Here is a 26,792-nt window from a genome sequence, read left to right as displayed (position 1 = left end):
TGAGCCTCCAGAGCCCGTAGGCCACGAAAGGCACTGCCGCGGCAAACCACAGGGCCGCCCAGTGGAAAGGCAGTATGCCCTCCGATATGTGCATGGCGCGGGCGCTACGGGCACTGAACAACAGTATGGCCGCGGCAAGTATCGAAATCGACGTTGCTCTCTTCATCCTCTCCTCCTATATCCTCAACGCCATGCCCGCAAGCACGGCGTAGTCCGCTTCGGCCCCGTTAAGTCCCGCCTTCATGCCCACATCGACGTCGAGATGATCGGATACGGAATAAATGAGGCCTCCCAGGACGAAGGCGGGGTGCGTGTCCGACCCCGGGTCCGGATTCGTCTGGCCGCCTACGTTGCCCACGAGCACTTATTCACCCGCGAGGGAATAAAGCCATATGTCCCTCAGCTCTTCCCTGTTCCTTATGAAACCTATGTTCACATCCACGGCCGAGGAGCCGAAGGTCTTCGTCGTAATCAGCACGAGGCCGTAACTCGCCTCTCCCTCGCCGAGCCCCTTTTCCTCGTCTCCCGTGGGGATGGTAACACCCGGCTTGACCGCGAAACCGAGGGAGCCCCTCTCATAAAACCTCCACTTCAGCTCGCCCCCGATATCGGAGAAGCCCTCTTCAGACGTCTTGCCGCCCTGCTCGCCGGTGAAGCGCAGGAATTGATACGGAGCCGAAAGCACAAGGTCCATGTCCTCCCCGAGTCCGAAGGAGACGATGGCCCCGACCTCCGCGTCCGAATCTCCGCCCTCCCTTGCGTACTCGCCGTTTACTTCAATCTGCATCTTCCCCGCGCCCTGTGTGCCCGTATCGTCCGTTATGAGGGGATGCGCCCCGAAGGCCACCCCGTGCCACAACAGCAGCAGCATGACGGTCATGAATATCTTCTTCATCATTTTCTCCTTCCGTCGAGGTTTCAGGAATGGGCGGTCTCCTGGCTCTGGGCTTCCTACTCGCCGCCTTCCCGGCCTTCCGGCCAGTGGCTTAAAGGGCTTTCGTTCCCATCACAGTTGCGGGACAGCAGGGGGTTCTCACCCCTTTCCTCGTTCCCATTCCTCTGAGCGCAATCTCCTTTACCCTTTCCTAATCCGCTTTTCCGTCACCTCCTTCGACCATCCTCAAAAGCGCGTTCACTATGGCCGCGGCCACCGGGCTCCCGCCCTTCCTGCCCAGGGCGGTGATGAAGGGAAAGTCCTGGGCGGCCAGGAGGGCCTTCGCCTCCACCGCCTGGACGAACCCCACGGGCACGCCCACCACCAGGTCGGGCCGGGCCCGGCCCGAGCGGATGAGATGAATGATCCGCAGAAGGGCCGTGGGAGCATTTCCTACGGCCACGATGCCCACGCTCTCGTCCAGGGCCTCTTCCACGGCGGCCTCGGCCCGGGTTTGTCCGTCGCGGCGAGAGGCCTCCCTTATCCGGCAGAGGACCCTGCCGCCCCGGCGCGAAAGGCTCTTTTCATCGAGGCCCGCCCGCACCATCTCCACGTCCGCAAGGACGTTCTTCCCCTCCCTGATGGCCGATAGCCCCGCCCGCACGGCATCCGGGTGAAAGGCCATGGCTGAGAGGAACTGAAAGTCCGCCGTCGCATGGATGACCCTCCGGACGATGGGGCGCACCTCCGGGGCCAGTGCTTCCAGGCTCTCCTCGCGCTCGATGGCCTGGAAGCTCCGGGGCTCGATGTCCCCGGGCGGAAGCCCCCTGGCGGCCTCTATACGGCCCATCACCACGTGCACCAGCTCCTCGGCCACGCCCAGCGGGTCGGTGTAGAGGAAGCTCATGTCGGGGTAGAGCGCCCGGGCCTCCTCGATGATGCCGGGGATGTCCCGAGTGACGTGCACCCCGCTTGAGAGGAAGTAGGGATGGATGACGAGCCGTCTCATGCCCTCCCGGGCGGCGCTTTCGATGGCCTCCATGAGGCCGGGGCTGTCGTACTGAAGGTAGGCCACCCGCACGCATCCGGATGAGGCGCAGCCGGGATGCAGGCGGCTGTGCAGCAGGCGGCCGACCAGCTCCATCCTGTTGGCGTCCTTCTTCGGGCTTCCGTGGCCCACCAGTATTATGCCTTCCATGCCGCCCCCTTTAGGAAAGAGATGAAATGCCGGGCCGCCCCGGGGTTGGAGCCCAGGTGCACGTGGGTGTAATGGGCCAGGGTCCACTTGTAAAGGACCGACTCAACCGCGTCCCCGCGCTCCCCGAAAACGTTGTACCGAACCCCCGGCTTCCTGCCGATCCGGAAGACCTCGCTGTAGTGAAACTCATGCCCCCGGAGCCTCTCGCTCCTCCTGCAGAGGATGCAGTCCTCCTCCGCCCGAAGCTCCCTATAGCCCAGGGCCGCCCGCCGCTCCTTCATGGCGAAGCGAAGGGGGAGCGCTCCGGCCAGGGGATGAAAACCCTCCGCCGTCTCGACGCCCTCCCCCAGGTACAGGAGGCCGCCGCACTCGGCATACAGGGGGTTGCCCGCCTCCACCCATCGGCGGATGGCCCGGCGCATGGGCTCGTTGGCCGAAAGCTCCCCGGCGTGCACCTCGGGATAGCCGCCCCCCAGGTAGAGGGCATCGGCGGAGGGCGGGAGCTCTGCATCCCGAAGCGGGCTGAAAAAGACCACCTCAGCCCCCGCCTCCCTGAGAAGGTCCAAGTTGTCCTCGTAATAGAAGCAGAAGGCCCTGTCGCGGGCCACCGCCAACCGGACGGACGGGCCTCGGCTGTCGTTGGTGGGATAATCCAAGGGAGCGGGGCGGGCCAGCTCCCCGAGCCTCGCCATATCTATGTTGTCGGAGACGGCCCCGGCCAGGGAGGAGAGGGCCGCTTCGTCAAGGGGCCTCTCCTCGGCCACCACCAGGCCCAGGTGCCTCTCGGGTATGGCGAACCGGGCCTCCCGGGGAAGGGAGCCCAGTACCTCCACCTCCTTCACGGACGACCTGAGCCTCTCCTCATGGCGGGGGGAGCCCACCCGGTTGAATATGACTCCCCGGAGGGGCAGGCCGTGGCCGTGAAATCCCCGCACGAGGGCGCCGGCGCTCTCGGCCATCCCGTAGGCGTCCACCACCAGGACCACCTCCGTCCCGATGGCCCGGGCCAGGGCCGCCGTGCTCCTCTCCTCGCCGTCATAAAGGCCCATCACCCCCTCCACCACCACGGCGTCCGCCCCGGCGGCGTGCCTCCCAAGCGTCCGGCGGACGTACTTCTCGCCGCACATCCAAAGGTCCAGGTTCCGGGAGGGCCGCCCCGTCACCAGGGTGTGCAGGCCGGGGTCTATGAAGTCCGGGCCGGCCTTGAAGCCCTGCACCGTGAGGCCCCCGGCCCGCAGGGCAGCCATCACTCCCAGGGTGACGGTGCTCTTTCCGCACCCGCTGTGTGTCCCCGCTATGAGGAGCGCCATGCCCTCTCCCTCAGCCGCGCCAGCTCGCGAAGAAGCATCTCGTTCTCCCTGCGGGTGCGCACCGCCACCCGTATGTAGCCCCGTCCCATTGCCTCGAAGTTCGTGCAGTCCCGCACGGCCAGCCGGCGCCGAAGAAGCTGCTCCCGCACGAAGGCGGCGTCCCCCACCTCCAGGGCGTAGTAGTTCGCGGCGGAGGGTATATAGCCGATGCCCAGCTCGCCGAAGCGAGCCTCGAGAAAAGCCTTCTCCTTCGCCATGAAGGCCAGCGTCCGAGCGCGGTAGTCCTCGTCCTCCAGGGCAGCGGCACCGGCCCTTATGGCAAGCGCGTTTACGCTCCAGGGGTCCTTCTCGCGGCTGACTTTTTCCCTTACGCCCGGGGGCAGGACAGAAAGCCCCACCCGAAGCCCCGGAAGGGCGAAAAACTTGGTAAGAGAGCGGAGCACGACTAGGTGGGAACTCTCCACGCCAAGCACCGAGTGCTCCGGGCAGAAGTCCATGAAGGCCTCGTCCACCACAAGCATGCATCCGTGGGAACGGGCCGCGTGGGCCAGGGCAAGCACGTCGGCCCTGGGGAGAACCTCTCCCGTGGGGTTATTGGGATTGCAGAGGAAGGCCATCTGGGCACCCGGGAGCGCCCGGATGAAGTCCTCAATGCCGAGACGGAAGCCCTCCTCCCTCCGAAGCACGACATGTCGCACCTCGGCCCCCACCAGGCGGGAGGCCCTCCGGTACTCGCTGAAGGTGGGGGACGGGACGATGACCGTCTTCGGCCTCAGGGCCCGCGGGAGGAGAGAGATAAGCTCGGTGCTTCCATTTCCGGTGAGGATGCTCTGCGGTTCCAGGCCGTAACGCCGGGCAAAGGCCTCCGTAAGGGGGGTGGCCTCCGGGTCGGGGTAGTGGGTAAGAAGGGTTCCATCCAGGGCCTCCCGGAGGACCGCGAGCACGCTCTCGGGAACGCCCAGGGGATTGACGGATGCGCTGAAATCCACGATGTCCTCCGGCCCCGTGCCCAGGGCCCTGGCCATCCCGAAGACGTCTCCACCGTGGGAACCGGCTACGTGCTCCATAAAAGACCTCGCATATGGATTCCCAGGACTGCCAGCGCGAGCCCCAGAAGGGAAAGCCCCACCGTCAGGGCTGCAGCCCGCCGCCATTGAGCATGATAATCGCCGCCCATCTCCCCGCCGATGAAGGGCTTTTCCACCAGGAGCCCGCCGTAGGTGGAAGGGCCTCCCAGGCGCACGCCCAGCGCTCCGGCCATGGCGGCTTCGGGCATGCCGCTGTTTGGGCTTTTGTGGGCGCGCCCGTCCCTGAGGAAAGTGGCCAGAGCCCGCCCGGCCCGTCCCCCCGGCAGGAGCGCGGCGGCGGCCACGAGGAGGAGGCCCGTCAGGCGGGCCGGCACATAGTTGGCCAGGTCGTCAAGGCGCGCCGCCGCCCAGCCCAGCTCCCCGTAGCGCTCGTTTCGGTATCCCACCATGGAATCCAGGGTGTTTACGGCCTTGTAGGCCAGGGCCAGGGGCACCCCGCCCAGCGCGAGGTAGAAAAGGGGCGCAATCACCCCGTCGGAGGCGTTCTCGGCCAGGGTCTCGATGGCGGCCCGCTCCACGCCGTCGCGGTCGAGAGCGGAGACGTCCCTGCCTACAATGTGGCTCAGGGCCGCCCGGGCCTCCCCGAGGCTCGCGCTTTTAAAGACGGCCCCCACGCTTTGGATGAGCCCCCGGAGGGCCAGCGTGCTGGAGGCAAGCCACACCACCGCAGCCGAGGCCGCCACCGCCCACGGCCCGCCCTGGGGCAGGCGCAGAAGGCCCATGAGCAGGGAGGCCCCGGCCAGGACGCCTCCCACGACGAGGGCCACGAGCACCACACCCGCCAGCCGGAGGCGCTGCCTCATCGCACCGCGGAGGCGGCCCTCAAGCCATGCGACGGCCCGCCCCATGAGCCGCACCGGATGGGGAAGCCACCTGGGGTCTCCAAGGGCGGCGTCAAGGAGGAAGGCGAGCACTATCTCCGGCGGGGTTATCACAGGAGCCCTCCTATGAAATCCATGTCCAGGGACTCTTCGAGGCGCCGGGCCCAGCGCTGCATGTTCCGCTCCCTGACCTCCCGGAAAGCGACGGGCTCCCGCGGAGGAAGCCCCTTTTCCCGCCTGAGCACGTCAAGCATGGCGGCCCTGAATTGGTCGCCATCGAAGATGCCGTGCAGATAGGTCCCCCAGGCGCTGCCCTTTTGGGAGCCGTCGGGAAAGCTCCGCCCGTCGGAGAGACGCCTGAGGGTAAAGAGGCCCACCTCTCCCGTGCTCTTCCCCATGTGAATCTCGTACCCCCGGACCGCACAGGCGGAGCCGAAGAGGTTCGAGTGCCCCTCGCACTGGGCCGTGACCTTCTCGGGCTGGATTTCCGTCTCCACGTCCAGGAGACCCACGCCCCGCGCCTCCCCGACCTCGCTTTCCACGCCCAGGGGGTCCCTGATGGTCCGGCCAAGCATCTGGTAGCCGCCGCAGATGCCCACCACCATCGCTCTCCGCGCGGCGGCCCTCTTTATGCTTTCGGCCAGGCCGGTCTCCCTCAGCCAGAGGAGGTCCTTCACCGTGTTCTTGGAGCCCGGGACGATGAGGAGGTCGGCGTTCAGGAGGTCCGTCCGGTTCCGCGTAAACAGAAGCTCCACGTCCGGCTCGTGCCGGAAGGGCTCGAAATCGGTGAAATTGGAGATATATGGAAGCCGTACCACCACCACGCGGAGGCTCTCGCCGTCCCCCCGGGGGATGTGGCCCGAGAAGGAGAGCCCGTCCTCCTCGTCAAGCCCCACGTCCGTTACGTGGGGCACCACGCCCACCACCGGTATGCCGGTCTTCTCGCGGATGAGGTCCAGGCCCGGCCTGAGTATCTCCCCGTCGCCCCGGAACTTGTTGACCACGAAGCCCCTGATGCGCCCGGCGTCCCCGTCCAGGAGGGCCACCGTCCCCATGAAGGAGGCGAAGACCCCTCCGCGGTCGATGTCCCCCACCAGGAGCACCGGGCTCCGGGCGTGGCGGGCCATCCGCATGTTGACGATTTCCTCCCGGGCCAGGTTTATCTCGGCGGGGCTGCCGGCGCCCTCGATGAGGATGAGGTCGTGCTCCCGGCAGAGGCGCTCGTAGGCCTCCGTGACGGCCCGCCAGGCCTCGTCCCTGAAGGCGTAATAGGCCCGGGCGCTCATGGTGTCGTGCACCCTGCCCGCGACGATGACCTGGCAGCCTTTCGAGCCCGAGGCCTTCAGCAGTATGGGGTTCATGTCCGCCGTGGGCGTGAGGCGGGCGGCCTCGGCCTGAAGGGCCTGGGCCCTGCCTATCTCGGCCCCGCTCTCGGTGACGAAGGAGTTCAAGGCCATGTTCTGCGACTTGAAGGGAGCCACCCGCACCCCCCGGTCGGCAAAGATGCGGCAGAGGCCCGCCACCAGAAGGCTCTTTCCCGCGCCGGAGCAGGTGCCCTGCACCATGAGGGCCTTAGCCATGTCCCATCCTCTCCGTCATCGGATAAAGGGCTTTCATCGCGTGCGTCCCATTCCCCATCTTAGTTTCAAACACCATCTCCGGCTACCCCTGAGGCCTCGCCAATCCCCTCGGTGACGTTTCCGTTCAAGAGCTTCAGGACCGGGTAGCCCTCGTAAAACCGGACGACGTTCAGGCAGCCCGCGTCCTGCTCCAGGCGGAAGATGTTCGCAAGGGGCACGCCCAGGAACTCGCAGAGGAGCACCCGGTTCACCCCGCCGTGGGAGACCACGGCCACGGCACCTCCCCGATGCAGTGCCTGCACTTCGCGCCACCCCTGAAGCGCCCTTTCCCGGGTCTCGCGGGTGCTCTCCCCGCCCACCGGGCTGTGCTCCAGGGGGTCCCGCATCCAGGCCTCGAACTCCCCGGGAAAGCGGTCCCGTATCTCGTCGAAGGTCAACCCCTCCCACCGGCCGAAATTCCTCTCCCTGAGGGAAGGCAAGATGCGGGGCTCAAGGCCGAAGGCCCCGGCAAGGGGCTCGGCCGTCTTTACCGCCCGGGAGAGGTCCGAACAGTACACCGCCGCCAGGCTTTTCCCCCGGGCAAGACGCGCCCTCATGTGCCGGGCAAGCGCCTGGGCCTGCCCAACCCCTCTCACCGAAAGGGGGACGTCCAGGGTTCCTTTGTACCTTTTGGGGACCATGCCCTCCGTCTCCCCGTGCCTTATGAGGTATAGAGTCTCGACCATCCAAGCACCGCCAGGAGAAAAACGCTTTCGGTTATCTCGCCCTGGGCCCCCAGGGTGTCGCCGGTAAGGCCGCCCAGGCGGCTTCGGAAAAACCGGCGGAGAAAGGCCGCCAGGAGATAAAGGGCCAGGAGGACCGGAAGGTTGAAAAGAACAAAAAGAGGCGGCCTTCCGGCAAGAAGAGCCCCAAGGGACATGAATGCAAGGGCCATGGCGGTTACGGAGAAGAACCTTCCCGCCCCCGTGGATTCGATATACAGCCTTCCCAAGCCGTCCTTCCTGGCCGGGGCACCGTGGTACATGCCCGCCACCATGGACCACTTGGAGAGCATGGGCATGAAGACGAGGGCCCCGTAGAAGGCCGCAGGCCCCAGGTCGGCCAGGCTTCTCAGGGCCAGGTACTTGATACCCAGGGAAAAGACGACCGCCGCGGCCCCTATGGCCCCCACGGAGCCCTCCCGCATGATGGCGAGCTTCCTCTCCCGGTCCCCCTTGGAGGCCAGGGCGTCGAAGGTGTCCGCGAGCCCGTCCAGGTGAAAGCCGCCGGAGACGGCCGACAGGAGCAAAACGGCGAGGGCCACCGCCACGGAGGGAGGAAACAGACGCTCCAGAAGGGCGTACCCCAAAGCTGCCGCCGCCCCCTGGAGAAGCCCCACCAGGGGATAGGCCAGCACGCTCCGGGCCATGTGGGCCTCGGTGACCTCCCCTTTCACGGTGATGGGGACCACGGTCAGAAATTGCAGGGCCAGAAGAAAGCTTTTCAGGGCCCCTCCTCCTTTCCGGCCGCCTCCCGTGAGGGCTCCTCCGCCGTGCTCACGTCCGCCTCCCCGAAGGTCGCCATTTCCCTGTAGGCCTTGAGCCCGCCCTCTATGAGGAGCATGGCCAGGGCGGCCCCCGTCCCCTCCCCGAGGCGCATGTCCAGCTCCAGGATGGGCTCCAAGCCCAGCCGCTCGAGCATGGCCCGATGGCCCGCCTCGGCGGAGCGGTGCGCCGCAAAGAGGTACTCTGTCACCGCGGGGCAGAGGGCCTGGGCGATGAGGGCCCCCGCCGTGGAGATGAAGCCGTCCACCACCACGGGTGCGCGGCGGGCGGCTGCCCCGAGGCAAAGGCCCGCTATGGCCCCTATCTCCGCCCCGCCCACCTTGGCCAGGACGTCCAGGGCGTCCGAGGGGTCGGGGTCGTTCACCCTGATGGCCCGCTCTATGACTGCCACCTTGCCGTTGAGGGTGTCGTCGTCTATGCCCGTGCCCCGCCCGGTCACCTCTCGGACGGAACGTCCCGCGAGAAGCGCGGCGATGGCAGCCGAGGGCGTGGTGTTTCCGATGCCCATCTCCCCCGTGCCCATGATGCCGTAGCCCTTGCCCGCGTACTCCGAGGCCAGCGATATGCCCACCTCGACGGAGGCCACCGCCTCCTTGCGGCTCATGGCCGGCCCCCGGGCCATGTTCCTGGTGCCCCGGAGGACGTTTCTCACGATGAGGCCTTCGGTGCCTGAGAAATCATGGTCCACGCCCACGTCCACGACGGCCACGTCGGCCCCGGCGTGCCGGGCCAAGGCGTTTATCCCCGCCCCGCCCCGGAGGAAATTGAGCACCATCTGGCGTGTGACCTCCCGGGGATAGGCCGAGACCCCTTCCTCGGTCACCCCGTGGTCCCCGGCGAAAACGAAGACTATCTTCTTGGACAGGGCGGGCATCTCCCTTCCGGCGACGGCCACCAGGCGGGCGGCGAACTCCTCGAGCCTTCCCAGGCTGCCCCGGGGCTTGGTCAGGTTGTCCAGCCTGCGTTGGGCCAGAGCGAATTGTGCCTCCTCAAGCGGCGTGATGTGCCGCAGCGTCTCCTCGAGCATCTCTTCCTCCCTCTCTCTGTTTTATTCCTTGAGCTTCACCGTGAGCCCGGCCACGACAAGGTAGGCCTCGTCCGCCCGGGCGGCGACCTGCTGGTTCAGCCACCCCGCGTCATCCCTGAACCGGCGGGCCAGCGCACCCTCCGGCACGATTCCCGTGCCCACCTCGTTGGATACGATAAAGAGGGAGGCCCCCGAGCGCGCCTGCTCCAGTGCCGAGAGAAGCTCCTCCGTCCTCACCCGCACGTCCTCGCCCCGGGCCAGGAGGTTCGAAAGCCACAGGGTGAGGCAGTCAAGGACAATCGTCCCAAAGCCTTCCTCCGCGAGAGCGACGAGGGCAGAGGGCAGGGCAACGGGCTCCTCCACCGTCCACCAGTCCTCTCCCCGCTCTCTCCGGTGCCGCTCGATGCGCTCCCTCATCTCCTCGTCTTCGGGCCGGGCCGTGGCCACATAGGCCTTCCTTGCACCGGAGGCGGCCGATGCCTCCCGCAGGGCAAAGGCGCTCTTTCCGCTTCTGGCCCCGCCCAGGACAAGGACTACTTTTCCCATTTCTTCGCCCTCGCCCGCCGGCTCATGGCCCTGAGTTGCTCCAGCACGGCGTAGTAGTTCTCCTTACGGTGGGGAAACGCACACCGGGAGCAGTCCTTGAGGGAAACCCCGTTCGCCTGGAGATAGCGCGGGGTGCCCGGGCAGTCGGCGCCGTAGAGGGGACAGTAGCAGAAGAGACAGTTGAAGCGGTCCGCCTCGATGCCGTGGCAGGGAAAGTGCTCACAGCTCCGGTGAGAGAAAAAGCAACCCTTCTCCGTCATGCCTTCAGCCGCCTCCAGCTCCACCATCGGTCCCCCGCAGCAAAAAATATCCCCAGCACCCCTGAGGGGGTACTGGGGATTGCACCCTGGATCTTCATCCCCGTCCTCTCGGTCCGCGCGAGAGGAGAGCGGCACAGCCGTGGGCAGCCTTCGCAAAGTGCAAGGCGGAAACCCCGGGGCTTTTCGCCCCCCTGGTCGCCCTGGACCGTGTCCTCACCGGGCAGGTCTTCTGGCTCCCGGATCATCCTACCGGCTCCGCCTTCCCACCCCGGAAGGGTAGTGGCACGATGGAGCTTTCGTCCCCGGTTACAGCGGCGGGACCGCTCCCGACTGCGAGCACCGGCGCCAGACCCAATGAAGCGGCGCGGCACTCACGGGATTCCCTATCAAGCCCCGAAGGGCACCCGGATGACCTATTAAACCCCAGGGGGAAGAAAATGTCAAGGCAACCGTTCGCGCCGGGAGGTGAGGGGAAAAGGTGCCTGGGCACCCTAGGCACTGTAAGGATACCCTGGGGGAGAGTGATGAAAGCGGAGCGCCCCCTTTTGCATACCCATTACAAAATGAGGGAGAAAAGGCGTCTGGACACCCTGGACGCCCTGGGCACGGGTGACGGGAACTATAGGGCACCGGAGAGCCGCCGCCCCCCTGCGTACCCCGCTACAAAGTGAGGGAGAAAAGGTGCCTGGGCACCTAGCGGTTCATCATTTCCAGGAACTGCTTGTTGTTCTTGGTGCCCATGAGCTTGCCCAGGAGAAACTCCATGCTTTCCACGGTGCTCAGGGGGTGCAGGACCTTGCGGAGTATCCACATCTTGTTCAGGGTGTCCTTTTCCACCAGGAGCTCTTCTTTCCGTGTGCCGGAGGCGTTGATGTCGATGGAGGGGAATATCCTCTTTTCGATGAGCTTCCGGTCCAGGTGCAGCTCCATGTTGCCTGTGCCCTTGAACTCCTCGAAGATGACGTCGTCCATGCGGCTGCCGGTATCCACCAGGGCGGTGGCCAAGATGGTGATGGAGCCGCCCTCCTCGATGTTGCGGGCGGTGCCGAAGAACCGTTTGGGCTTCTGAAGCGCGGTGGCGTCCAGGCCGCCGGAGAGTATCTTGCCGCTGGCCGGGATGATGGCGTTATAGGCGCGGGCCAGGCGCGTGATGCTGTCCAGGAGGATGACCACGTTCCGGCCGCTTTCCACCAGGCGCTTGGCGCGCTCGATGACGATCTCGGAGACCTGGCAGTGCCTGTGCGGGGGCTCGTCGAAGGTGGAGCTTATGATCTCCTCGGCCGCGGGCACCTGCCGTTTCCAGTCGGTCACCTCCTCCGGGCGTTCGTCTATGAGGAGGATGATGAGGTGGATGTCCCGGTGGTTCTTCTTGACGCCCTTGGCGATGTTCTGAAGGAGCATGGTCTTTCCCGTCCGGGGGGCCGCCACTATCATGCCGCGCTGCCCCATGCCGATGGGGGTGATGAGCTCCATGACCCGGGTGCAGTACTCCTCGGCCTCGTACTCCAGCTTGAGCTTCTCGGTGGGGTAGTACGGGGTCAGGTTGTCGAAGAGCTTCCGCTGGATGCTCTCGTCCGGGGACCCGTGGTTGACCGCCTCCACCTTGAGGAGGGCGAAGTACCGCTCGTTCTCCTTGGGAGGGCGTATCTGTCCCGAGACATAGTCCCCCGTCCTCAGGCTGAACCGCCGGATCTGCGACGGGGAGACGTAGATGTCGTCCGGACCAGGCAGATAGCTGTAATCGGGGGAGCGCAGAAAGCCGAAACCGTCGGGGAGCTGTTCCATGACGCCGGAGCCGAAGGCGTTGCCGGCCTTCTCGACCTGGGCCTGCAGGATGCTGAAAATGAGGTCCTGCTTCCTCACGCCCGTGGGCCGTTCGACGTTCAGCTCCTTGGCAATTCTGGTCAGCTCGTCAATAGTCTTGGTCTTGAGGTCGGTAATAGAGACCGTGCTCATCCGTTGTTCTCCTTATAAAATGTCAACAGTCGGTAGTTCCGGCTATCCGATGCTCGTGCGGGGGGGATTACTTCGGAACTCTCAGTTCAGTACTAAGATACTAAAAGGCGCAGGCGATGTCAACTATTTCCGGCACTTCTTTCCGGCGGGGGCCTCCGGCCCCGGGTCGCGGGACCCTCACCCGGTAAGGCCCAGCCACTGCATCAGAACCCCGAGGAGCACGAAGACCCCGAGAAGGGCGGCCAGGGCAAGGAAGCCGCTCACGTGGCCTTCTTTTTCTTTCCGGCCGCCGAAGCGCCGTGGACCTCTTCGTAGTCCGTGAACTCCAGGATGGCCATGGGGGCCCTGTCCCTCTCCCTCTGGCGGGTCTGGACAATGCGGAGATAGCCTCCGTTTCTGCCCTTGAAGCGGGGGGCGATTTCGTGGAAGAGCTTTGTGACCCACTGCCTGTTGGGCAGGCGCGCCATGGCCAGGCGCTTGGCGTGCAGGTCTCCCCGGATGCCCAGGGTGACCAGTTTCTCGGCGACCCTGCGGGCCTCCCTGGCTTTGGGCACGGTGGTCTCTATCCTCTCGTGCTCGATGAGGGAGCCCACCACGCTCCTGAGAAGGGCCTTTCTCTGGTTCGCCGTCCTGTTGAAGAGCCGTCCCGCTCTGTTATGCCTCACCTCTGGCCTCCTTCAGTTTCTTCAGGGCCTCCTGGTCCACCTTCATGCCGAAGTTCAGGCCCATGGCGTGCAGGATCTCCTTTATCTCGTTGAGGCTCTTGCGGCCGAAGTTCTTCGTGCGGAGCATGTCGTACTCGGTGCGCTGCACCAGGTCGGCGATGGTCTTTATGTTGGCGTTCTTCAGGCAGTTGTGGGCGCGCACCGAAAGCTCCAGCTCGTCCACGCTCTTCAGAAGGTTCTCGTTGAAGACCGGCTCCTGGCCCTCTTCGGCTCCGCCCTTGTCGTACTCGCCGGCCTCCTCCTCCCTCTCGAAGACGAAGAAGGAGAGGTACTCCCTCAGGATGGCCGACGCCTGGGAGACGGCCCCGGCGGGCGAGATGCCCCCGTTGGTCCAGACCTCCAGGATGAGGCGGTCATAGTCCGTGGCCCGCCCCACGCGGGCGTTCTCCACGGTGAAGTTCACCTTGGTGACGGGACTGAAGGAGCTGTCCACGGCCAGGACGTCGACGGACAGGCCTTCCTCCTCGTTGAGCTCCGAGGGGATGTATCCCTTGCCCTTTTCGATGTACAGCTCGCTCTCGAACTCCGTCCCCTCGTCCAGGGTGGCGATGACCTGCTCGGGGTTCAGGACCCTCACGGAGGCGTCCACCTGCAGGTCGGCGCCCCGCACTTCCCCGGGCCCCTTGGCCTTCACCACGGCGGTCTTGGGCCCGCCGCCGTCCATGCTGAACTTGAGGCTCTTTATGTTAAGGATGATGTCCACGGCATCTTCCTTGATTCCCTCGATGGTGGTGAACTCATGGACCGCCCCGGCGATCTTCACCCCGGTGACGGCCGCCCCCTCGATGGAGCTCAGGAGGGTCCGCCTCAGGGCGTTGCCCAGGGTGATGCCCATGCCGCGCTCCAGGGGTTCGGCGACAAGTTTTCCGTACGTGTCGGTGAGGGTTTCCTCCTCGAACCGCATCTTCTCCGGTATCTGAAACCCTCTTTTCTTCAGATCCATAAGGCCTCCTGTGCCCTGATATATCTTTTCGGAAGGTAAGGCTCTCGGGCCCCGGGCGCCCCCTCCCTGAGGCGGCCCCTCCCGCGGGGTGCTTACTTCGAGTACAGCTCGACGATGAGCTGTTCCTGCGCGGTGACCGGTATTTCATCGCGCGAGGGGATGCGCTCCACCCGTGCCCTGAACTGCTCGCTCTCCAGGGCGACCCACCCCGGGATGCCCCGGTGCTGCGCCTTCTCCATGCTCTCGGAGACGGAGGGAATCTTCCTCCCCTTCTCGCTCATCCCGACCGTGTCGCCGGCGCCGAGCAGAAAGGACGGTATGTCCACGCGCCTGCCGTTGACCGTGACGAAGCCGTGGCGGACAAGCTGCCGGGCCTGCCGCCTGTTGTCGGCAAACCCCATCCGGTAGACCATGTTGTCCAGCCGCCGCTCGAGGAACTGCAAGAGCAGCTCGCCCGTCACGCCCTTCTTCCGGGAGGCTTCCTCGAAGTAGCGCCGGAACTGCTTCTCCATGAGAAGCCCGTAGCCGTGGCGCACCTTCTGCTTCTCCCTCAGCTGAATGCCGTAGTCGGATATCTTGGACCTCCTCTGGCCGTGCTGCCCGGGGGGATAGCGCCTGCGCTCCACCGAGCACTTGTCGGTGTAGCAGCGGTCCCCCTTGAGATAGAGCTTCTCCAGCTCTCTCCGGCATACCCTGCAAAGAGCACCTCTGTACCGTGCCATAAGCCTTTACACCCTTCTCCTTTTTGGCGGCCTGCACCCGTTGTGGGGCACCGGGGTGACGTCCTTGATGACGGAGATTTCAAGCCCCGCGCCCTGAAGCGCCCGGATGGCGCTCTCGCGGCCCGCACCCGGCCCCTTCACGTAGACCTCCACCGAGCGCATGCCCATGTCGGCGGCCTTCTTGGCGGCGGCGTCCGCCGTCACCTGGGCCGCGTAGAGGGTCCCCTTCCGGGAGCCCTTGAACCCCATGCTGCCGGCGCTGGCCCAGGCCACGGCGGCGCCGGTGGGGTCGGTGATGGTGACGATGGTGTTGTTGAAGGTCGCCTGGATGTGCGCCGCCCCGGCGGGGACGACCTTCTTTTCCTTTTTCTTGGCCCCCCTTTTCTTCTGTGCCATCTTACCCCTTCCTCTTGCCGGCCACCAGCTTCTTGGGCCCCTTGCGCGTCCGTGCGTTGGTCTTGGTCTTCTGCCCGCGCACCGGCAGGTTGCCCCTGTGGCGCAGGCCCCGGTAGCAGCCGATGTCCATGAGGCGCTTTATGTTGCCCGTCACCTCCCGCCTGAGGTCGCCCTCCACCTTGTACTCCCTGTCGATGAGGTTGCGGATCTTGACGATCTGGTCGTCGCTGAGGTTCTTCACCCTGATGTTCGGGTCGGTGCCGGTGGTCCTCAGGATGCTGCGCGAGGCCGTCCGGCCGATGCCGTATATCCGCGTGAGGCCTATCTCGACCCGCTCGTTCTTGGGCAGGTCCACTCCCGCTATTCTCGCCATGCTCCGCTCCTATCCCTGTTTCTGCTTGTGGCGCGGGTTCTCGCAGATGACCCTCACCACTCCCTTGCGCCGGATGATCTTGCACTTGGCACAGACCGGCTTGACTGACGCGCGCACCTTCATTTTCTGGCTCCTTTATTTATACCGGTACGTTATGCGGCCCTTGGACAGGTCGTACGGAGAAAGCTCCACGAGCACCTTGTCCCCGGGAAGTATCTTGATGAAGTGCATACGCATTTTCCCGGATATGTAAGCCAGGATGGTCTGGCCGCTCTCCAGCTCCACCCTGAACATGGCATTGGGCAGGGTTTCCACAACCGTCCCCATGACCTCTATGGAATCCTCTTTCGCCATCGCCCCGTAAACTGGTATTCTAGCCTTTTCACTCACTTCGCGTCAAGATCAAAGGCTCCCCGTCGGTCACGGCCACCGTGTGCTCGAAATGCGCCGCGAGGCTTCCGTCGGCGGTCACCGCGGTCCATCCGTCCCTGAGGATGGCCACGTCCGGGCCGCCCATGGTGACCATCGGCTCGATGGCCAGGGTCATCCCCTCCCTGAGCCGGGGTCCCCTTCCGGGGGCGCCGTAGTTCGGTATCTGGGGCTCCTCGTGCAGGCTCTTGCCGATGCCGTGCCCGACGAACGTGCGCACCACCGAGTAGCCGTGGGACTCCACGTGGCGCTGCACCGCGCTTCCGATGTCCGAGACCCTGGCCCCCGCCCGGACCGCCCGAAGCCCCAGGTACAGGGCCTCCTCCGTGACCGCCAGGAGCCTCGCGGCCTCGGGGCTTATCTCGCCCACCGGCAGGGTGACGGCCGCGTCGCCGTAGAAGCCCTCCATGAGCACGCCCAGGTCGATGCTCAGGATGTCGCCCTCCTCAAGCCTTCTGCCGGAGGGGATGCCGTGCACCACCTGCTCGTTGACGGAGGTGCAGATGCTGGCCGGATAGCCCCGGTAGCCCTTGAAGGCGGGCACCCCGCCCTGGCTTCCGATGCTCTCCTCGGCCCGGCGCGCGAGCTCCTCGGTGCGCACCCCCGGGGCCACCATCTCCCCGAGTTCCGCCAGGGTGCGCGCGACAATGCGGCAGGCCCTGGCCACCTTGCGGACCTCCTCCTCGCTCTTGATGATAATCACCGGCGCGCGCTCCCGGGGCCCGGCCCCGTCAGCCCCGCCGGCCCCTGACCCTCCCCTTCGTCAGGAACCCTTCGTAGGAGCGGGTCACCAGGTGAGACTCGACTTGCGAGACCGTATCCAGGGCCACCCCCACCACGATGAGAAGCGAGGTCCCTCCGAAGTAAAAGGGCACGTTGAACCGCCGTATCAGGAACGCCGGCAGGATGCAGACCGCCGCCAGGTATATCCCTCCCACGAAGGTCAGCCGGGTCAGCACCCGGTAGAGGTATTCCGAGGTCTTCTGCCCCGGACGTATGCCCGGGATGTATCCGCCGTATTTCTTCAGGTTGTCGGCCACGTCCACGGGGTTGAAGACCACCGCCGTGTAGAAGTAGGCGAAGAAGAATATCATGCCCACGTAAAGCGTGGTGTACATCCAGGTGCCCGGCGCCAGCTGCCGCGAGAGACTCTGCACCCAGGGGATGTTTATGAAGCCCGCCAACGTGGCCGGGAACATGATGATGGAGGAGGCGAAGATGGGGGGGATGACCCCCGAGGTGTTTATCTTCAGCGGCAGGTGCGTGGACTGCCCCCCGTAGACCTTGCGCCCCACCACGCGCTTGGCGTATTGGACGGGGATCTTCCTCTGCCCCCGCTCGATGAAGATGATGAACCCCACCACGGCGACCATCATGGCAATCAGGAAGACCATGAAGAAGATGCTCAGCTCGTTGGCCTGCACCAGGTTGACCGTGCTGATGACCGCCGCCGGAAAGCGGGCCACGATGCCGGCGAAAATGATGAGGGAGATGCCGTTTCCGATGCCCCGCTCGGTGATCTGCTCCCCGAGCCACATGATGAAGGCCGTCCCCGAGGTCAGCGTGAGCATGGTCATGAGCCGGAAGCTCCACCCGGGATGGGAGATGAACGCCCCCTCGGCCATGCCCTCCAGGCCCACGGCGATGAAGCCCGACTGGATGATGCTTATGCCCACGGTGGCGAAGCGGGTGTACTTGGTTATCTTCTTCCTGCCGGCCTCCCCCTCCTTGGCGAGCTTTCCGATGGAGGGGACGACCACGGTCAGCAGCTGAAAGATGATGGAGGCACTGATATAGGGCATGATGCCCAGGGCGAATATGGTGACCCGGGAGAGGGCCCCGCCGCTGAACAGGTCGAAAAAGCCCATCAGGGCCCCGCCCCGCTCGGTCAGGAACTTGCTCAGCTCCTCGCCGTTGACCCCGGGGGTGGGGATGTGGCACCCCACGCGATAGACCGCCAGGAGGGCGAAGGTCAGAATGACCCTGCTTTTCAGCTCGGCGATCTTGAATATGTTCTGAAAACTTGAGAAGGCCCCCAAATCAGATAACCTCGGCCGTCCCCCCGGCGCTCCGGATCTTCCTGGCGGCCGATTCGCTGAAGGCGTGGGCCCGCACCGTGACCGGACGGGTGAGCTCTCCCGTGCCCAGGACCTTCAGGCCGTCCTTGAGGGAGCCGAGCACCCCGCCGGCCAGCAGCTCCTCGGGGGTGACGGTCTCCAGGCCGAGGCCCTCGATGTCCTTAATGTTCAGTATGGCGTACCGTTTCCGGAAGATGTTGGTGAACCCGCGCTTGGGCAGGCGCCTCTGAAGGGGCATCTGTCCGCCCTCGAACCCGGGCTTCACGCCGCCCCCGGAGCGGGATTTCTGGCCCTTGTGCCCGCGGCCCGCGGTTTTCCCCAGGCCCGAGCCCGGGCCGCGTCCCACGCGCCTGCGCTTCCTCTTGCTCCCGGGTGCTGGCTTCAGGTCCTGTACCTTCACAGTATCCGTCCTCTCCTTCGTCGTTACCCGGCGGCCTGCTCCGTGGCGGCCTCGCCCTCCTCGCCCCGTCCGCGCAGCCTGAGCACCGCCTCGGGGTCCTTGAGGCTCACCAGGCCGTCCATGGTGGCGCGGATGGCGTTAAACGGGTTCTGCGCGCCCACGGACTTGGCCACGACGTCCTGGATGCCGCTGACCTCGAAAAGCGCCCGCACGGCACCCCCGGCGATGATGCCCGTCCCCTTGGGGCCGGGGTTCATGACCACCTCGCTGGAGCCGTACCGCCCGATAATCCTGTGGGGGATGGTGCCCTCCTTGAGGGGGAACCGGACGAGGGACTTCTTGGCGTGCTCCACGGCCTTCCTGATGGCCTCGGGGACCTCGTTGGCCTTCCCCTTGCCCATGCCCACGATGCCCCCGCCGTCGCCCACCACGACCAGGGCGCTGAAGGAGAACCTCCGCCCGCCCTTGACGACCTTGGCCACGCGGTTTATGAAGACCACTTTATCTTTCAGCGTCAGACCTTCGGGGTCTATTTTCTCCACCATCCCTCCTTGTCCTAAAACTCCAGGCCCGTCTCCCGGGCCCCCTCGGCCAGGGCCTTGACCCTTCCGTGGTAAAGATAGCCCGCGCGGTCGAAGACCACCTTCGTGATGCCTTTCTCCCGGGCGCGCCTGCCGATGAGCTCCCCGGCCTTCCGGGCGGCCGCCACGTTGCCCCCGGGGCCGGGGCCGTCGAAGCCCTTCTCCAGGGTGGAGGCCTGCGCCAGGGTGCGCCCCTGCGCATCGTCGATGAGCTGCACGTACATGTGGTTGAGGCTCCGGAACACGCACATGCGGGGCCGGCCGGCCGTCCCGCTGACGGTCTTGCGGATTCTCCGGTGCCGGCTCTGCCTCTTGAGGTTTCTGCTTGCTCTGGCCACGTTCTCCCGCTCCTTCTACTTGGCGGCCTTGCCGGGCTTGAGCCTCACGCGCTCGCCCCGGCGCCGCACGCCCTTGCCCTTGTACGGGTCGGGGGGCCTCAGGGCCCTGATGTCGGCCGCCGCCTGCCCGAGGACCTGATTGTCGATGCCGCTCAAGGTGATGGTGGTCTGCTTCTTGTCCACCTCGGCCGATACGCCCGGGGGGAGCCGAAACTCCATGGGGCGGGCGTACCCCAGGGAGAGCTGAAGCGTCTCCCCCTGCACCTGGGCACGATAGCCCACGCCCACCACCTCGAGCACCCGTGTAAACCCGTCCGAAACGCCGGTGACCATGTTCTGCAAGATGGCCCGGACCAGCCCGTGGAAGGCCCGCTCGCGCGGGGCGTCCGTGGAGCGCTCCACCAGGGCCCTGCCGTCCTGGACCCGCACGCTCACGCCCGCGGGGTGCTCCCAGGAGAGCTCTCCCTTCGGACCCGTGACGGTCAGGAGGCGACCCTCCGCGGCCACGCTCACGCCCTGGGGGATGTTCACCGGGTTCTTACCTATCCTGGACATTGCCCGACACTCCTTTTACCAGACATAACAGAGGACTTCGCCCCCCACGTTCTCCCGGCGGCAGGTGCCGTCGCTCATGACGCCCTTGGAGGTGGAAAGCACCGCGATGCCCACGCCGCCCATGACGCGGGGGATGTCCTTGCTCCCCACGTAGAGCCTCCGTCCGGGCTTGCTCACCTTCTGGAGGTTCGTGATGAGGCTTTCGTCATCCACGTACTTGAGGTTGAGGCGGAGAATCCCCTGGTTCTTGTACTTCAGAATCTTGTAGGCCCTGATGTAGCCCTCGTCCTTCAGGATTTTGGCAATCTCGAGCTTCATCCTCGAGGCGGGCATGTCCACCTTGTCCGCCTTGATGCGGACGGCGTTGCGAATCCTGGTGAGCATGTCAGCTATGGGATCTGTAAGCATTTCCTCCACCCTTCCGTGATACCGACCCTTTAGTTTTCCTCTTCACGGTGAAACCTGAAAATCCTTTATGCTCCCGGCACTCCGGACATTGCCGCGACCGTACCATGCCCCCGGCGATATATCATGAAGCCCCTTTGCCGTGAGGCGCCCCCTTCTCACGAGGCCCATATGTCACGAGTCCCCCTTCGGGAGGCACCCGCCTCCGGTCCCCGGCCCTCTACCAGCTTGACTTGGTGACGCCGGGAACCTGTCCTTCCAGGGCCATGTTCCTGAAACATATCCGGCAGACGCCGAACTTCCGCATGTACGCCCGCGGCCTGCCGCACACGCGGCACCGGTTGTACACCCGGACCCTGAACTTCGGGGGCCTCTTGGTCTTCTCTATCATGCTTTTCTTCGCCACGTTTCGCTCTCTCTGCCCCCCTATTTGCCGGCGAAGGGCATCCCCAGGCCTGCCAGGAGCGCCCTGCCTTCCTCGTCCGTCCGGGCGGAAGTGCATATTATAACATCCAGCCCGTGGACTATCTCCACCTTGTCGTAGTCGACCTCGGGGAAGATGTACTGCTCCCTGACCCCCAGGGCGTAGTTTCCGTGCCCGTCGAAGCTCTTGGCCGGGATGCCCCGGAAGTCCCTGATGCGGGGGAGGGCCAGGCTGATGAACTTGTCCATGAACTCGTACATCCTGTCGCCCCGGAGGGTCACCATGCAGCCGATGGGCATCCCCTTCCTCAACTTGAAGCCCGCGATGGCCTTCTTGGCCCGGGTGATGACGGCCTTCTGCCCGGAGACGACCGTCAGCTCGCGCTGGATGCCGTCCAGGAGCTTGATGTTCTGTATGGCCTCGCCGAGCCCCACGTTCAGCACCACCTTCTCGAGCCGCGGCACCTGCATGACGTTGCGGAAGGAGAACTCCTTCATCAGGGCGGGGACGACCTCGCCGCGGTATCTTTCCTTCAGCCTCGGTACCATGCTACTGATCGATGACCTCCTGGCATTTCTTGCACAGCCTGAGCTTCCGCCCGTCCTCCAGGACCCTGTTGCCGATGCGGGTGGGCTTGTCGCACTTGGGGCAGACCAGCATCACGTTGGATATCCTGAGCGGGGCCTCCTTGTCGATGATGCCCCCCTGCTGGACCTGCCTGCTCGGGCGCATGTGCTTCTTGATGAGGTTGACCCTCTCCACCAGGACGGCGCCCTTCCGGGGCAGCACCGCCAGGACCCTGCCGCGCTTGCCCGTCTCCTTGCCGGTCATGACCTGGACCGTGTCTTCTGCCTTTATCGTGCGTCCCATTGCCTCCCCTTAAAGGACCTCCGGCGCCAGCGATATGATTTTCATGAACTCCTTCCACCGGAGCTCCCTGGCCACGGGGCCGAAGATGCGGGTGCCGATGGGCTCCCCCTCGGCGTTTATGAGCACCACGGCGTTCTGGTCGAACCGGATGTAGGTGCCGTCGCCCCGCCGCTGCTCCTTCTTCGTCCTGACCACCACGGCCTTGGCCTTGGTGCCCTTCTTCATTGTGCCGGCGGGGTCCGCCTCCTTGACGCTCACCATGATGACGTCCCCCAGGCGGGCGTACCTCTTGCGGTACCCGCCCAGGACCTTGATGCACTGGACCTTCTTGGCGCCGGTGTTGTCGGCCACGTCCAGCCTGCTCATGTGCTGAATCATTTTCCCCTACGCCCTTTCCAAGACCTCGAGGACGACCCACCGCTTGTCCCGGCTCAGGGGGCGGGACTCCGTGATGCGCACCGTGTCGCCCACCTTGCAGGCGTTTTCGGCGTCGTGGGCCTTGAACCGCGTGACCCGCTTGACGGTCTTTCTGTAGGCGGGGTGCTCGAAAAGCCGGGTGACGGCCACCACCACGGTCTTGTCCATCTTGTCGCTGACTATCTTCCCCGTGTATTGCTTCCTGGGCATTGGCTACCTTCCCACCTCGGTTTTCTCCGTCCCGGCCCTTTCGCCCAGGACCGTAAGAAGGCGCGCGATGTCCTTCCTGACGGCCCGGATTCTCCGGGGGTTCCCTATCTCCCCCGTGGCGCTCTGGAAGCGGAGGTTGAATAGCTCCCGCCGGAGGTCCTGCTCCTTGGCCTCCAGCTCCTCCCGCGTCATGTCCCTCAGCTCCACGGCCTTCATATGACGGCCTCCTCGCGCGTGATGAACTTGGTCGCCATGGGCAGCTTGTGGGCGGCCAGCCTGAGGGCCTCGCGGGCCACGGGCTCCGGGATGCCGGCCACCTCGTAGAGGACCCGTCCGGGCTTGACCACGGCCACCCAGAACTCGGGGTTTCCCTTCCCCTTGCCCATGCGGGTCTCGGCGGGCTTCTTGGTAATGGGCTTGTCGGGGAAGACGCGTATCCAGACCTTGCAGCCCCTCTTGGCATGGCGGGTGATGGCCACCCGGGCGGCCTCTATCTGCCGGCTGGTGAGCCAGCCCGGCTCGGCGGCCTTCAGGGCGAACTCCCCGAAGGAGACGTCCGACCCGCGGTAGGCGGCCCCGCGCATGCGGCCCTTCTGCATCTTCCTGAACTTTATCTTCTTCGGCATCAACATGGCTTTACACCTGTGCTCCGGCGGTCTCGGGAAGGACGTCGCCGCTGTATATCCAGACCTTCACCCCGATGACGCCGTAGGTCGTCTTGGCCTCGGCCAGGCCGTACTCTATGTCGGCCCGGAAGGTGTGCAGGGGCACCCGGCCGTCCTTGTACCACTCGGTGCGGGCGATTTCCGCCCCGGCCAGCCTCCCGGAGCACATGACCCGCACCCCCAGGGCGCCGAAGCGCACGGAGCTGGCCACGGCCTTCTTCATGGCCCGCCGGAAGGCCACCCGCTTTTCCAGCTGAAGGGCGATGTTCTCGGCCACCAGCTGGGCGTTGACCTCGGGCTTGCGGACCTCCTTTATGTCGATGCTGACGTCCTTGCCCGTGTAGGCCTCCATGTCCTTCCTCAGGCGCTCCGCCTCGGCCCCCTTCTTGCCGATGACGATGCCGGGCCGGGCGGTGTAGATGATGATGCGCATCTTCTGCCCGTAGCGCTCTATCTCGATGCCGGAAACGCCGGCGTGGTAAAGCCGCTCCTTGATGTGCCTCCTGACGTTGATGTCCTCGATGAGGCAGTCGGCGTAGTCCTTCCTGGCGTACCACCGCGATTTCCAGGTTTTGATGATGCCCAGCCTGTTGCCCATCGGCCGCGTTTTCTGACCCAAGAAACCCTCCTTTACTCGCTCTCGCCGGTGAGGTACACGGTGATGTGCGCCGTCCTCTTCTTTATGATGTTGGCCCGCCCCATGGCCCGCGGCATCATCCGCTTCATGGTGGGCCCGTCGTCCACCAGTACCTGGGCGATGCGGAGGTTCTCCACATCGAGCCCCGTGTCCTTCTGCTCGGCGTTGGCCATGGCCGAGCGCAGGGTCTTCTCCACCACCCTGGCCGCCCTGTAGGGCATGAACCTCAGGCTGACCATGGCCTCTCCGGCGCGCTTCCCCCTGATGAGGTCGACCACCCGCCGCGCCTTGGTGGGGGTGACCCGCGCGTACTTGAGCACCGCCCTGGAGACAGCTTCTTGCACCCCTTATCTCCCCTTCTTCCCGCCGGCGTGGCCCTTGAACGTCCTGGTGGGGGAGAACTCCCCGAGCTTGTGGCCCACCATGTTCTCGGTCACGTAGACCGGGATGAACTGCTTGCCGTTGTGCACCGCGAAGGTCAGCCCGATGAACTCCGGCACGATGGTGGAGCGCCGGGACCAGGTCTTTATGATCCTCTTCTCGCCGGACGCGACCATCCGCTCCGTTTTCCTCATGAGCTTCTCCTCGACGAATGGCCCTTTTTTCAGAGACCTCGGCACTGTTTCATCCTCCTCACTTGCCTTTGCGTGCTCTGACGATGAACTTTTCCGTCCTCTTGTTCTTCCGGGTGCGCACGCCCTCGGGCCGTCCGGTGGGAGAGCAGGGCGGCCGCCCGCCGGAGCTTCTGCCCTCTCCGCCCCCCAGGGGATGGTCCACGGGGTTCATGGCCACGCCGCGCACGTGGGGCCTCCTGCCCCGCCAGCGGCTGCGGCCCGCCTTGCCCCGGCTGATGTTCTCGTGCTCGACGTTACCCACCTGCCCGATGGTGGCCATGCAGTCGGTGCGCACCAGCCGGACCTCTCCGGAGCCCAGCTTGACGTGGGAATAGTCCTCCTCCTTGGCCACGAGCTGCGCCTGGCCGCCCGCGCTCCGGACCAGCTTGGCCCCGCCTCCGGGCCTGAGCTCGATGTTGTGGACGAAGGAACCCACGGGGATGTCGCGAATGGGCATGGCGTTTCCGACCCGCACATCCACCCCCCTGCCCGACGTCAGGACGTCGCCCACCTGCACCCCCACGGGGGCCAGGATGTAGCGCTTCTCCCCGTCGGCGTAATTGAGAAGGGCGATGCGCGCGGAGCGGTTGGGGTCGTACTCCAGGGTGGCAACCCGGGCGGGAATGCCGAACTTCTCCCGCTTGAAATCAACCACCCTGTATGCCCGCCTGGCCCCGCCGCCACGGTAGCGCACCGTCTGGCGGCCCCGGGAGTTCCTGCCGCCGCTCTTTTTGAGCGGCTTGACCAGGGGCGCGTGCGGCTCCCGGGCCGTGACCTCGCCGAAGTCATGCCCCGTCTGAAACCTGCGGCCCGGCGATGTCGGCTTGTAGTCGCGGATGCCCATTTATACTCCCTCGATGAAGTCGAGCCTCTGGCCCGGCTTGAGCGTGATGACGGCCTTCTTCCTGTCGGGCCGCCGCCCGGTGGAGCGCCCGAAGCTCTTGAGCTTCCCGTGCACCTTGACCGTGGCGACCTTCTGCACCTTCACCTTGAAAATCTCCTCCACGGCCCGCTTTATCTCTATCTTGTTGGCGTCCAGGGCCACCTCCACCAGGACCTTGTTCTCCGTCTCCTTCAAGAAGGACCCCTTCTCCGTAAACAGAGGCTTCCGTATGATGGCGTACGGGTCCCTCATCCCTCTTCCTCCGCCTCGGCCCCCTTCTGCTCAAGGGCCTCCAGGGCCTCCCTGGTCAGAAGCAGCCTGTCATGGGAGAGCACGTCGTAGGCGTGCAGGTCCCCGGCCAGCATGAGGGTGACCCACGGGATGTTCCGGGCCGAGAGGGCCACGGCGGCATCCAGGTCCCTGAGCACAAGGAGCAGGCTCCCGGCCGTGAGGTCCAGGGTCTTCAGTATCTCCAGCATGCGCTTCGTGCGGGGCTTCTCCATGGGGATGCCCTCCACCACGAGCACGCTGCCCTCGGCGAGCCTGCTGCTCAAGGCCGCATAGAGGGCCTTTCTCCGGGCCTTCCGGGGCATGGCCATCCGGTAGTCCCTGGGCTGGGGGCCGAACGTGGTGGCCCCGCCGTTCCACAGGGGCGAGCGGACCGAGCCCGCCCGGGCGCGTCCCGTCCCCTTCTGCCGGTAGGGCTTGCGGCCGCCGCCGGTGATGAGCGCCCGGTTCTTGGTGGCGTGGGTGCCCTGCCTCTGGTTGGCCAGATAGGCCACCACCGCCTGGTGCATGAGGGCCTCGCTGCCGGTCAGGCCGAAAAGCTCCTCCGGGAGGCTCAGCGTGCCCGCGTCCTTGTTCTCTATGTCCTTGACCGCAACCTGTGGCATCAGTCTTCCTTGCTTATCTCCACCACCGCGTTCCGGGCCCCGGGCACCGCCCCCTTGAGCAGGATGAGGTTCTGCTCGGCCCGCACGTCCACCACCTCGACGTTTCTCACCGTCACCGTGCCGGCCCCCATGTGGCCGGCCATCTTCTGGCCCTTCCAGACCCGCGAGGGAAAGGAGCTGGCCCCGATGGAGCCGGGGGCGCGGTTGAACATGGAGCCGTGGGAGCCCGGGCCGCCGCGGAAGTGGTGCCGCTTCATCACGCCCTGAAACCCCTTGCCCTTGGACCGGCCCCGTACGGAGACCCTGTCGCCCCGGGCGAAGCCCTCCAGGGTGACCTTCTCGCCCACGGCCAGGTTGCCCATGTGAAACTCCTTGAGGAGACGATGGGGGGCGACCCCCGCCTTCTTGAAAACCCCCAGGGTGGGCTTCGTGTAGCGCTTCTCCCTGCCGTCCTCGAAAAACCCCACCTTCAGCGCCTCGTAGCCGTCCCGCTCCCTGCTCTTGACCTGCACGACGGTGCCCGGCCGGGCCTCCACCACCGTCACCGGCACGGCGCTCCCGTTTTCGGTGTATATCTGGGTCATCCCCAGCTTTCTGCCGACGATGCCCGTCACAGCTTTATCTCCACGTCCACCCCGGCGGCCAGCTCCAGCTTCATCAGGGCGTCCACCGTCTGCGGGGTAGCCTCGTAGATGTCGATGAGGCGCTTGTGGGTGCGTATCTCGAACTGCTCCCGGGACTTCTTGTCCACGTGGGGCGACCTCAGGACCGTGTACTTGTTTATCTTCGTGGGCAGGGGAACCGGCCCGCTGATGCGCGCCCCGGTGCGGTGGGCCGTCTCCACTATCTCCCTCACCGAGGTGTCCAGCACCCGGTGGTCGTAGGCCCTGAGCTTTATGCGGATCTTTTCGTTCATTCGTCCAGGGGCCCTATTGCAGTATCTCCGAGACCACGCCGGCCCCCACGGTCCTGCCGCCCTCACGGATGGCGAACCGCACCTCTTTCTCCATGGCGATGGGGGCGATGAGCT

The 26,792-nt window shown here is 65.5% G+C and carries 42 protein-coding genes, 1 pseudogene and 2 riboswitches; all 43 genes and pseudogenes read right to left on the bottom strand.

The window, feature by feature from the left end:
* Window positions 1–94, bottom strand: a 94-nt coding sequence (locus tag P8Y39_04130) for an energy-coupling factor ABC transporter permease (GenBank protein ID MEJ2191524.1), incomplete at its 3' end; no start/stop codon positions are given.
* 81 nt (window positions 95–175) lie between these two features.
* Window positions 176–871 (bottom strand): annotated as a pseudogene (locus P8Y39_04125) (transporter).
* Window positions 872–908: 37 nt separating this feature from the next.
* Window positions 909–1,092, bottom strand: a riboswitch (cobalamin riboswitch).
* Entirely contained in the window at window positions 1,086–2,072 is a 987-nt protein-coding gene (locus tag P8Y39_04120) for a precorrin-8X methylmutase (protein ID MEJ2191523.1), read from the bottom strand. Its footprint overlaps the riboswitch before it by 7 nt.
* Window positions 2,060–3,382 carry a cobyrinate a,c-diamide synthase gene (locus tag P8Y39_04115; GenBank protein MEJ2191522.1) on the bottom strand — a complete coding sequence of 441 codons (1,323 nt, stop codon included), beginning with the start codon at window positions 3,380–3,382 and terminating at the stop codon, window positions 2,060–2,062. Before P8Y39_04115 ends, P8Y39_04120 begins: the two co-directional genes overlap by 13 nt.
* On the bottom strand, window positions 3,367–4,449 hold the full coding sequence (gene cobD / locus P8Y39_04110) for a threonine-phosphate decarboxylase CobD (protein ID MEJ2191521.1): 1,083 nt from the start codon (window positions 4,447–4,449) through the stop codon (window positions 3,367–3,369). The genes P8Y39_04115 and cobD overlap by 16 nt, the downstream gene beginning before the upstream one ends.
* Complete coding sequence (gene cbiB / locus P8Y39_04105) at window positions 4,437–5,405, bottom strand: adenosylcobinamide-phosphate synthase CbiB (protein MEJ2191520.1); 969 nt, start codon at window positions 5,403–5,405, stop codon at window positions 4,437–4,439. Before cbiB ends, cobD begins: the two co-directional genes overlap by 13 nt.
* Window positions 5,402–6,871: a cobyric acid synthase gene (locus tag P8Y39_04100; protein MEJ2191519.1), complete on the bottom strand. Its 1,470-nt coding sequence runs from the start codon at window positions 6,869–6,871 to the stop codon at window positions 5,402–5,404. The genes cbiB and P8Y39_04100 overlap by 4 nt, the downstream gene beginning before the upstream one ends.
* A 65-nt stretch (window positions 6,872–6,936) precedes the next feature.
* Window positions 6,937–7,596, bottom strand: a complete 660-nt coding sequence (locus tag P8Y39_04095; GenBank protein ID MEJ2191518.1) for a histidine phosphatase family protein — start codon at window positions 7,594–7,596, stop codon at window positions 6,937–6,939.
* Window positions 7,572–8,327 carry an adenosylcobinamide-GDP ribazoletransferase gene (cobS, locus tag P8Y39_04090; protein ID MEJ2191517.1) on the bottom strand — a complete coding sequence of 252 codons (756 nt, stop codon included), beginning with the start codon at window positions 8,325–8,327 and terminating at the stop codon, window positions 7,572–7,574. Before cobS ends, P8Y39_04095 begins: the two co-directional genes overlap by 25 nt.
* Before the next feature lie 26 nt (window positions 8,328–8,353).
* On the bottom strand, window positions 8,354–9,442 hold the full coding sequence (gene cobT / locus P8Y39_04085; protein ID MEJ2191516.1) for a nicotinate-nucleotide--dimethylbenzimidazole phosphoribosyltransferase: 1,089 nt from the start codon (window positions 9,440–9,442) through the stop codon (window positions 8,354–8,356).
* Between the two features lie 21 nt (window positions 9,443–9,463).
* On the bottom strand, window positions 9,464–9,988 hold the full coding sequence (cobU, locus tag P8Y39_04080) for a bifunctional adenosylcobinamide kinase/adenosylcobinamide-phosphate guanylyltransferase (protein MEJ2191515.1): 525 nt from the start codon (window positions 9,986–9,988) through the stop codon (window positions 9,464–9,466).
* Window positions 9,976–10,275, bottom strand: a complete 300-nt coding sequence (locus tag P8Y39_04075; GenBank protein ID MEJ2191514.1) for a cysteine-rich small domain-containing protein — start codon at window positions 10,273–10,275, stop codon at window positions 9,976–9,978. The genes cobU and P8Y39_04075 overlap by 13 nt, the downstream gene beginning before the upstream one ends.
* Before the next feature lie 174 nt (window positions 10,276–10,449).
* Window positions 10,450–10,671, bottom strand: a riboswitch (cobalamin riboswitch).
* 270 nt (window positions 10,672–10,941) lie between these two features.
* Complete coding sequence (rho, locus tag P8Y39_04070) at window positions 10,942–12,204, bottom strand: transcription termination factor Rho (GenBank protein ID MEJ2191513.1); 1,263 nt, start codon at window positions 12,202–12,204, stop codon at window positions 10,942–10,944.
* Window positions 12,205–12,464: 260 nt separating this feature from the next.
* A complete protein-coding gene (rplQ, locus tag P8Y39_04065; GenBank protein ID MEJ2191512.1) occupies window positions 12,465–12,869 on the bottom strand; it encodes a 50S ribosomal protein L17 in 405 nt (134 codons plus the stop codon).
* Window positions 12,859–13,872, bottom strand: a complete 1,014-nt coding sequence (locus P8Y39_04060) for a DNA-directed RNA polymerase subunit alpha (GenBank protein MEJ2191511.1) — start codon at window positions 13,870–13,872, stop codon at window positions 12,859–12,861. Before P8Y39_04060 ends, rplQ begins: the two co-directional genes overlap by 11 nt.
* Window positions 13,873–13,964: 92 nt before the next feature.
* Window positions 13,965–14,594 (bottom strand): 30S ribosomal protein S4, encoded by a 630-nt coding sequence (gene rpsD, locus P8Y39_04055; protein MEJ2191510.1) that lies wholly within the window; start codon window positions 14,592–14,594, stop codon window positions 13,965–13,967.
* A 6-nt stretch (window positions 14,595–14,600) separates the two neighbouring features.
* Window positions 14,601–14,990, bottom strand: a complete 390-nt coding sequence (rpsK, locus tag P8Y39_04050; GenBank protein ID MEJ2191509.1) for a 30S ribosomal protein S11 — start codon at window positions 14,988–14,990, stop codon at window positions 14,601–14,603.
* Between the two features lies 1 nt (window position 14,991).
* On the bottom strand, window positions 14,992–15,363 hold the full coding sequence (gene rpsM, locus P8Y39_04045; protein MEJ2191508.1) for a 30S ribosomal protein S13: 372 nt from the start codon (window positions 15,361–15,363) through the stop codon (window positions 14,992–14,994).
* A 9-nt stretch (window positions 15,364–15,372) separates the two neighbouring features.
* The gene (rpmJ, locus tag P8Y39_04040) at window positions 15,373–15,486 is read right to left on the bottom strand and encodes a 50S ribosomal protein L36 (protein ID MEJ2191507.1); all 114 of its coding nucleotides are present in this window, start codon (window positions 15,484–15,486) and stop codon (window positions 15,373–15,375) included.
* Window positions 15,487–15,498: 12 nt separating this feature from the next.
* Entirely contained in the window at window positions 15,499–15,717 is a 219-nt protein-coding gene (gene infA / locus P8Y39_04035; GenBank protein ID MEJ2191506.1) for a translation initiation factor IF-1, read from the bottom strand.
* Window positions 15,718–15,745: 28 nt separating this feature from the next.
* The gene (map, locus tag P8Y39_04030) at window positions 15,746–16,495 is read right to left on the bottom strand and encodes a type I methionyl aminopeptidase (protein MEJ2191505.1); all 750 of its coding nucleotides are present in this window, start codon (window positions 16,493–16,495) and stop codon (window positions 15,746–15,748) included.
* Between the two features lie 28 nt (window positions 16,496–16,523).
* Window positions 16,524–17,831, bottom strand: a complete 1,308-nt coding sequence (gene secY, locus P8Y39_04025; GenBank protein ID MEJ2191504.1) for a preprotein translocase subunit SecY — start codon at window positions 17,829–17,831, stop codon at window positions 16,524–16,526.
* Between the two features lies 1 nt (window position 17,832).
* Complete coding sequence (gene rplO, locus P8Y39_04020; protein MEJ2191503.1) at window positions 17,833–18,270, bottom strand: 50S ribosomal protein L15; 438 nt, start codon at window positions 18,268–18,270, stop codon at window positions 17,833–17,835.
* Between the two features lie 23 nt (window positions 18,271–18,293).
* Window positions 18,294–18,815, bottom strand: coding sequence for a 30S ribosomal protein S5 (gene rpsE, locus P8Y39_04015; protein MEJ2191502.1), 522 nt, complete (start codon window positions 18,813–18,815; stop codon window positions 18,294–18,296).
* A gap of 11 nt (window positions 18,816–18,826) precedes the next feature.
* Window positions 18,827–19,189, bottom strand: a complete 363-nt coding sequence (rplR, locus tag P8Y39_04010) for a 50S ribosomal protein L18 (protein ID MEJ2191501.1) — start codon at window positions 19,187–19,189, stop codon at window positions 18,827–18,829.
* Between the two features lie 15 nt (window positions 19,190–19,204).
* Window positions 19,205–19,744, bottom strand: a complete 540-nt coding sequence (rplF, locus tag P8Y39_04005) for a 50S ribosomal protein L6 (GenBank protein MEJ2191500.1) — start codon at window positions 19,742–19,744, stop codon at window positions 19,205–19,207.
* 15 nt (window positions 19,745–19,759) lie between these two features.
* Window positions 19,760–20,152 carry a 30S ribosomal protein S8 gene (gene rpsH, locus P8Y39_04000; protein MEJ2191499.1) on the bottom strand — a complete coding sequence of 131 codons (393 nt, stop codon included), beginning with the start codon at window positions 20,150–20,152 and terminating at the stop codon, window positions 19,760–19,762.
* A gap of 217 nt (window positions 20,153–20,369) precedes the next feature.
* On the bottom strand, window positions 20,370–20,555 hold the full coding sequence (locus P8Y39_03995; protein ID MEJ2191498.1) for a type Z 30S ribosomal protein S14: 186 nt from the start codon (window positions 20,553–20,555) through the stop codon (window positions 20,370–20,372).
* A 20-nt stretch (window positions 20,556–20,575) separates the two neighbouring features.
* Window positions 20,576–21,121, bottom strand: a complete 546-nt coding sequence (gene rplE, locus P8Y39_03990; GenBank protein ID MEJ2191497.1) for a 50S ribosomal protein L5 — start codon at window positions 21,119–21,121, stop codon at window positions 20,576–20,578.
* A gap of 1 nt (window position 21,122) precedes the next feature.
* Window positions 21,123–21,443, bottom strand: a complete 321-nt coding sequence (gene rplX / locus P8Y39_03985) for a 50S ribosomal protein L24 (protein MEJ2191496.1) — start codon at window positions 21,441–21,443, stop codon at window positions 21,123–21,125.
* A 9-nt stretch (window positions 21,444–21,452) separates the two neighbouring features.
* Window positions 21,453–21,821, bottom strand: coding sequence for a 50S ribosomal protein L14 (rplN, locus tag P8Y39_03980; protein MEJ2191495.1), 369 nt, complete (start codon window positions 21,819–21,821; stop codon window positions 21,453–21,455).
* Window positions 21,822–21,827: 6 nt separating this feature from the next.
* A complete protein-coding gene (gene rpsQ / locus P8Y39_03975; protein ID MEJ2191494.1) occupies window positions 21,828–22,070 on the bottom strand; it encodes a 30S ribosomal protein S17 in 243 nt (80 codons plus the stop codon).
* 3 nt (window positions 22,071–22,073) lie between these two features.
* The gene (rpmC, locus tag P8Y39_03970; GenBank protein MEJ2191493.1) at window positions 22,074–22,286 is read right to left on the bottom strand and encodes a 50S ribosomal protein L29; all 213 of its coding nucleotides are present in this window, start codon (window positions 22,284–22,286) and stop codon (window positions 22,074–22,076) included.
* The gene (gene rplP, locus P8Y39_03965; protein MEJ2191492.1) at window positions 22,283–22,702 is read right to left on the bottom strand and encodes a 50S ribosomal protein L16; all 420 of its coding nucleotides are present in this window, start codon (window positions 22,700–22,702) and stop codon (window positions 22,283–22,285) included. The genes rpmC and rplP overlap by 4 nt, the downstream gene beginning before the upstream one ends.
* 4 nt (window positions 22,703–22,706) lie before the next feature.
* Window positions 22,707–23,354 (bottom strand): 30S ribosomal protein S3, encoded by a 648-nt coding sequence (gene rpsC / locus P8Y39_03960; protein MEJ2191491.1) that lies wholly within the window; start codon window positions 23,352–23,354, stop codon window positions 22,707–22,709.
* Between the two features lie 11 nt (window positions 23,355–23,365).
* The gene (rplV, locus tag P8Y39_03955) at window positions 23,366–23,716 is read right to left on the bottom strand and encodes a 50S ribosomal protein L22 (protein MEJ2191490.1); all 351 of its coding nucleotides are present in this window, start codon (window positions 23,714–23,716) and stop codon (window positions 23,366–23,368) included.
* A 3-nt stretch (window positions 23,717–23,719) separates the two neighbouring features.
* Window positions 23,720–23,992, bottom strand: a complete 273-nt coding sequence (gene rpsS / locus P8Y39_03950) for a 30S ribosomal protein S19 (protein ID MEJ2191489.1) — start codon at window positions 23,990–23,992, stop codon at window positions 23,720–23,722.
* Window positions 23,993–24,005: 13 nt separating this feature from the next.
* Window positions 24,006–24,830, bottom strand: coding sequence for a 50S ribosomal protein L2 (rplB, locus tag P8Y39_03945; GenBank protein MEJ2191488.1), 825 nt, complete (start codon window positions 24,828–24,830; stop codon window positions 24,006–24,008).
* The gene (gene rplW / locus P8Y39_03940) at window positions 24,831–25,121 is read right to left on the bottom strand and encodes a 50S ribosomal protein L23 (protein MEJ2191487.1); all 291 of its coding nucleotides are present in this window, start codon (window positions 25,119–25,121) and stop codon (window positions 24,831–24,833) included. It lies immediately after the preceding gene.
* The gene (rplD, locus tag P8Y39_03935; GenBank protein MEJ2191486.1) at window positions 25,118–25,762 is read right to left on the bottom strand and encodes a 50S ribosomal protein L4; all 645 of its coding nucleotides are present in this window, start codon (window positions 25,760–25,762) and stop codon (window positions 25,118–25,120) included. The genes rplW and rplD overlap by 4 nt, the downstream gene beginning before the upstream one ends.
* Window positions 25,762–26,376, bottom strand: a complete 615-nt coding sequence (gene rplC, locus P8Y39_03930; GenBank protein ID MEJ2191485.1) for a 50S ribosomal protein L3 — start codon at window positions 26,374–26,376, stop codon at window positions 25,762–25,764. Before rplC ends, rplD begins: the two co-directional genes overlap by 1 nt.
* Entirely contained in the window at window positions 26,373–26,678 is a 306-nt protein-coding gene (rpsJ, locus tag P8Y39_03925; GenBank protein MEJ2191484.1) for a 30S ribosomal protein S10, read from the bottom strand. Before rpsJ ends, rplC begins: the two co-directional genes overlap by 4 nt.
* Before the next feature lie 13 nt (window positions 26,679–26,691).
* Window positions 26,692–26,792, bottom strand: a 101-nt coding sequence (locus P8Y39_03920; protein ID MEJ2191483.1) for an elongation factor Tu, incomplete at its 5' end; no start/stop codon positions are given.

The organism is Nitrospirota bacterium, assembly GCA_037386965.1.
Lineage (GTDB): Bacteria > Nitrospirota > Thermodesulfovibrionia > Thermodesulfovibrionales > JdFR-86 > JARRLN01.
Note: the sequence above shows the minus strand (reverse complement) of the source record. Positions and strands in the feature narration are given on the sequence as shown.